The sequence below is a fragment of the Sphingomonas sp. genome (assembly GCF_040398505.1).
In the GTDB taxonomy this organism is placed as follows: Bacteria; Pseudomonadota; Alphaproteobacteria; order Sphingomonadales; family Sphingomonadaceae; genus Sphingomonas.
On the sequence record NZ_JBBATX010000120.1, the window covers coordinates 2,848 to 7,069 of the forward strand.

5 protein-coding genes are annotated in these 4,222 nt (G+C 66.9%); 2 read left to right on the plus strand and 3 right to left on the minus strand.

The genetic code is table 11. The features are described from left to right. Both dprA and plsY read right to left on the minus strand, forming a co-directional pair. The coding region (dprA, locus tag ABWP09_RS12465) for a DNA-processing protein DprA (RefSeq protein ID WP_353205451.1) at window positions 1-953 on the minus strand (953 nt) is incomplete at its 3' end. A 5-nt stretch (window positions 954-958) separates the two neighbouring features. Then, window positions 959-1,591, minus strand: coding sequence for a glycerol-3-phosphate 1-O-acyltransferase PlsY (gene plsY, locus ABWP09_RS12470; protein WP_353205452.1), 633 nt, complete (start codon window positions 1,589-1,591; stop codon window positions 959-961). Between the two features lie 127 nt (window positions 1,592-1,718). Between plsY and murI the strand changes: the two genes are divergently transcribed. Then, window positions 1,719-2,513 carry a glutamate racemase gene (gene murI, locus ABWP09_RS12475; RefSeq protein WP_353205453.1) on the plus strand — a complete coding sequence of 265 codons (795 nt, stop codon included), beginning with the start codon at window positions 1,719-1,721 and terminating at the stop codon, window positions 2,511-2,513. A gap of 70 nt (window positions 2,514-2,583) precedes the next feature. Continuing rightward, window positions 2,584-3,828 carry a 5-aminolevulinate synthase gene (hemA, locus tag ABWP09_RS12480; protein ID WP_353205454.1) on the plus strand — a complete coding sequence of 415 codons (1,245 nt, stop codon included), beginning with the start codon at window positions 2,584-2,586 and terminating at the stop codon, window positions 3,826-3,828. Here the strand turns inward: hemA and ABWP09_RS12485 are convergent. Next, a partial coding sequence (locus tag ABWP09_RS12485; protein WP_353205455.1) for a Uma2 family endonuclease occupies window positions 3,825-4,222 on the minus strand: 398 nt, incomplete at its 5' end. The two genes, hemA and ABWP09_RS12485, sit on opposite strands and share 4 nt — an antisense overlap.

The window sequence follows — 4,222 nt, forward strand, 5'->3', positions numbered from 1 at the left end:
ACCGGGCCGAGCAGGTCGATCACATCGCGCCGCTCGGCATCGCTCGCATCCTCGGGCGGTGGCCCGTTAAACCGCGCGCCGGGCGACCGCACCATCCGGCCATCGATCGGGCGCACCGTTTCCAGCACGTCGGCGGCCGATTGCACCAGCGTCGCGCCATCGCGAATCAGCCCGTTACAGCCTTGCGCGCGCGGGTCGAGCGGGCTGCCCGGCACCGCCATCACCTCGCGCCCCAATTCGCCCGCCAGCCGCGCGGTGATCAGCGAGCCCGATTTCGGCGCCGCCTCGACCACCACCGTACCAAGCGACAGTCCGGCGATGATGCGGTTGCGATAGGGAAAGTGCCGCGCGCGCGGCTCGGTGCCGGGCGGCTGTTCGGCGATGAGCAAACCTTCCTTGGCGATCCGCTCCTGCAGCGCGGCATTTTCCGGCGGATAGACCACGTCGATCCCGCCCGCGATCACGCCGATCGTGCCCGTCTCCAAGGATCCGACATGCGCGGCGGTATCGACCCCGCGCGCCAGGCCGGAGACGACCGCTACCCCCTCGCGCCCGAGCTCGGCCGCCAGTTGTCGCGCGAACCGGCACGCCGCCGCCGAGGCATTGCGCGCGCCGACCATCGCGATCGTCGTGCGCGCCATCAGCGCGGCCCGCCCGCGCAGCATCAGCACCGGCGGCGCATCGTCGAGTTCGGCCAAGAGCGCAGGATAGTCGGGATCGCCCAGAAACAGGTGCTGTGCGCCAAGCCGCGCCACTTGCATGAGTTCGCGCTCGGCGAGCGCCACCGGTGCGACCACGGGCGCTTTCCCCCCGCCGCGCGCGGCAAGCTGTGGCAGCGCCGCGAGCGCCGCCTCCGCGTCGCCGAAGCGGCTGATCAATTGCGCATAGGTGACGGGGCCGATCTGCGCGGTGCGGATCAGCCGGAGGCGCGCAACCGCCGCCGCCTCAGGCATTGACGTCAGGCATCGGCGCGGCTCGCCCCGCCGCTTCCCCCACCACGACCGACGCGGGGTTCGGCACCGCTGAGCAAGCGCTCGATATTTTCGCGATGCTTCCACACGACGAGCAAAGCCAGCGCCATCAGCGGCAGGACAAGATCGAATCGCGCGAAAAACGCGGCACTAAGCGGCGTGCCGACCGCCGCCGTCATCCCCGCAAGCGAGGAGATGCGGAAGATCGCCAGCAGCCCGAGCCAGCTCACCGCATAAACCAGCCCGATCGGCCAATGCAGCGCGAGCACGATCCCAAGCATCGTCGCCACGCCCTTGCCACCCCGAAAACGCAGCCAGACCGGGTAGAGATGCCCGAGGAACGCCGCCGCAGCCGCCATTACGCCCGCGCCACCGAAATAGCGTTCGGCGATCCATACCGCCGCAAAACCCTTCAGCGCATCGAGGATCAACGTCGCCGCCGCCAGCCCCTTGCGCCCGGTGCGCAGCACGTTGGTCGCGCCGATATTGCCCGAACCGATCTGGCGCAAATCCCCCGCGCCCGCCGCACGCGTCAACAGCAGTCCGAACGGGATCGACCCGAGCAGATAGCCGATTACCAGCGCGAGCGCCGGATATTGCCACGGAAATTCGGTTGGCACGGTGCGATATCCCCCAGTCGCCGCGAACATAGCATGCACGGGCCTAACATGCACGGGGACGCCCCCGCCCCATCTTGGATCACGCCGCCGATTTGTCAAAATCCGCCGCCACGCTATGGCATCCGGCATGGATAGGCGGCCCGTTCTGTTTTTCGATTCCGGGGTTGGCGGGCTGTCGGTGCTTGCGGCGGCGCAGGCGCTGCTGCCGCGCATGCCCGTGGTCTATGTCGCCGATTCGGCGGGCTTTCCCTATGGCACGAAGAGCGAGGCCGAGATTGCCGCGCGCGTGCCCGCGTTGCTCGGGCGGCTGGCGGAACGCTATGCCCCGCGTCTGATCGTGATCGCGTGCAACACCGCCTCGACGATTGCGCTGGCCGCCGTGCGCAGCGCGCTCGATCTGCCCGTGGTCGGCACGGTGCCGGCGATCAAACCCGCGGCGCTGATCAGCAAAACGCGGGTGATCGGCGTGCTTGGCACCGACGCAACAGTGCGCCAGCCCTATGTCGACGATCTCGCCCAACGCTTTGCCGGCGATTGCACCGTGCTGCGTCATGGATCGGCTGAACTGGTCGCACTGGCCGAGGCGAAATTGCACGGCATCGCAATCGATCCGGCGCGCTTTGCCGCGATCCTGGACGGCCTGTTCGGGCAAGCCGGCGGCGCGCGGATCGACACGATCGTCAACGCCTGCACGCATTTCCCGTTAGTCGCCGACGAACTCGCCGCCGCCGCGCCGCACCCGGTGACCTTCGTCGACGGGAGCGCCGGGATCGCGCGCCGTATCGCCTTCCTCACCGCCGGGCAGGACTGGCCGGAGACGGCGGGTGACGGGCGTGCGGTTTTCACAGCACGCGATGCGACGACCGATGCCCTCGCCCCCGCGCTTGCGCGCTTCGGCCTGACGCGACCTGAGACATTATGACCACCCCTTCGATCACGCTGATCGCGTAAACCCGCTGGAATTCCGGTCCTGTCGGCGCTACAGCGCCGCCATGAAATTGGACTCATCCGGCCCCCGCGGAGTCGACTACTCCCGGATCTTCGCGCAGGCGATCGATCGCCTCCATGTCGAGGGGCGCTATCGCGTGTTCATCGACATTCTCCGCAACCGGGGGTCTTACCCCAATGCGCGCTGCTTCGCCGGGCATAATGGCCCCAAGCCGATCACGGTGTGGTGCTCCAACGATTACCTTGCGATGGGCCAGCATCCCGACGTGATCGCGGCGATGGAGGAAGCGCTGCATGACGTCGGTGCAGGCTCGGGCGGGACGCGCAATATCGGCGGCAACACGCATTACCACGTCGATCTCGAAGCCGAACTCGCCGATCTCCACGGCAAGGAAGCGGCCTTGCTGTTTACCAGCGGCTATGTGTCGAATGAAGCGACGCTGGCGACGCTGGCCAAGATATTGCCCGGCTGCATCATCTTTTCCGACGAACTCAACCACGCCTCGATGATCGCCGGGATCCGCAATTCGGGGTGTGAGCGCCATGTGTTCCGCCATAATGACGTGGCGCATCTCGAGGAATTGCTGGCCGCGGTCGATCCGGCGGCGCCAAAGCTGATCGCGTTCGAAAGCGTCTATTCGATGGACGGCGACATCGCGCCGATCGCCGAGATTTGCGATCTGGCGGACACGTACAGCGCGCTGACCTATCTCGACGAAGTCCATGCCGTCGGCATGTACGGCGCGCGCGGCGGTGGCATTTCGGAACGCGACGGCGTCGCCGACCGGCTGACGATCATCGAGGGCACGCTCGGCAAGGCGTTCGGGGTGATGGGCGGGTATATCACCGCGGATCAGACGATCGCCGACGTGATCCGCTCCTATGCACCGGGGTTCATCTTCACCACGTCGCTCTCGCCGGTGCTGGTTGCCGGCGCGCTGGCGAGCGTGCGGCACCTGAAGGCCTCGTGCGTCGAGCGTGACGGGCAACATGCGGCAGCGGCGATGCTGAAGGCGCTGTTCGCCGATGCTGGCCTGCCGGTGATGGATTCGACCACGCACATCGTCCCGCTGATGGTCGGCGATCCGGTCAAGGCCAAGAAGATCAGCGACGTGCTGCTCGCCGAATATGGCGTGTACGTCCAGCCGATCAATTACCCGACCGTGCCGCGCGGCACCGAGCGGCTGCGCTTCACCCCCGGCCCGGCACATGACGAAGCGATGATGCGAAATCTGACGCAAGCGCTGGTCGAAATCTGGGGTCGGCTGGAATTGCGCAAGGCGGCCTAGGCGACGACGATCGTTTCGGACGTTGCGGGCACGGCGAGCGGCTGGTCGAACGGCACGACCGTGCGTTCGGCGTAAAGGTCGCCTTCAGGCGCGAGCATTCGGTGCGTGACCTTCGCGGGGACATCGACGACCCAATATTCGGGAATTCCAGCGCGCGCATATTCCGCGAGTTTTTCCCCAAGATCCGTACTGAGCGTCGTGACGGCGATTTCCACGATCAGCACGAAACGATCCGGCGGGACGGGGCCAGTCGGGGGCACGTCCGGCAAGACGACGGCGACATCCGCACCGCGCACCGTCCAGGCATCGATGCCGACCATCAAATCGACTGCCAGGCGCTTCTCCGTCCTGGAATAAGCCGTCAGAAGCTTGGCATAGAGCCTGCCGCTCATCT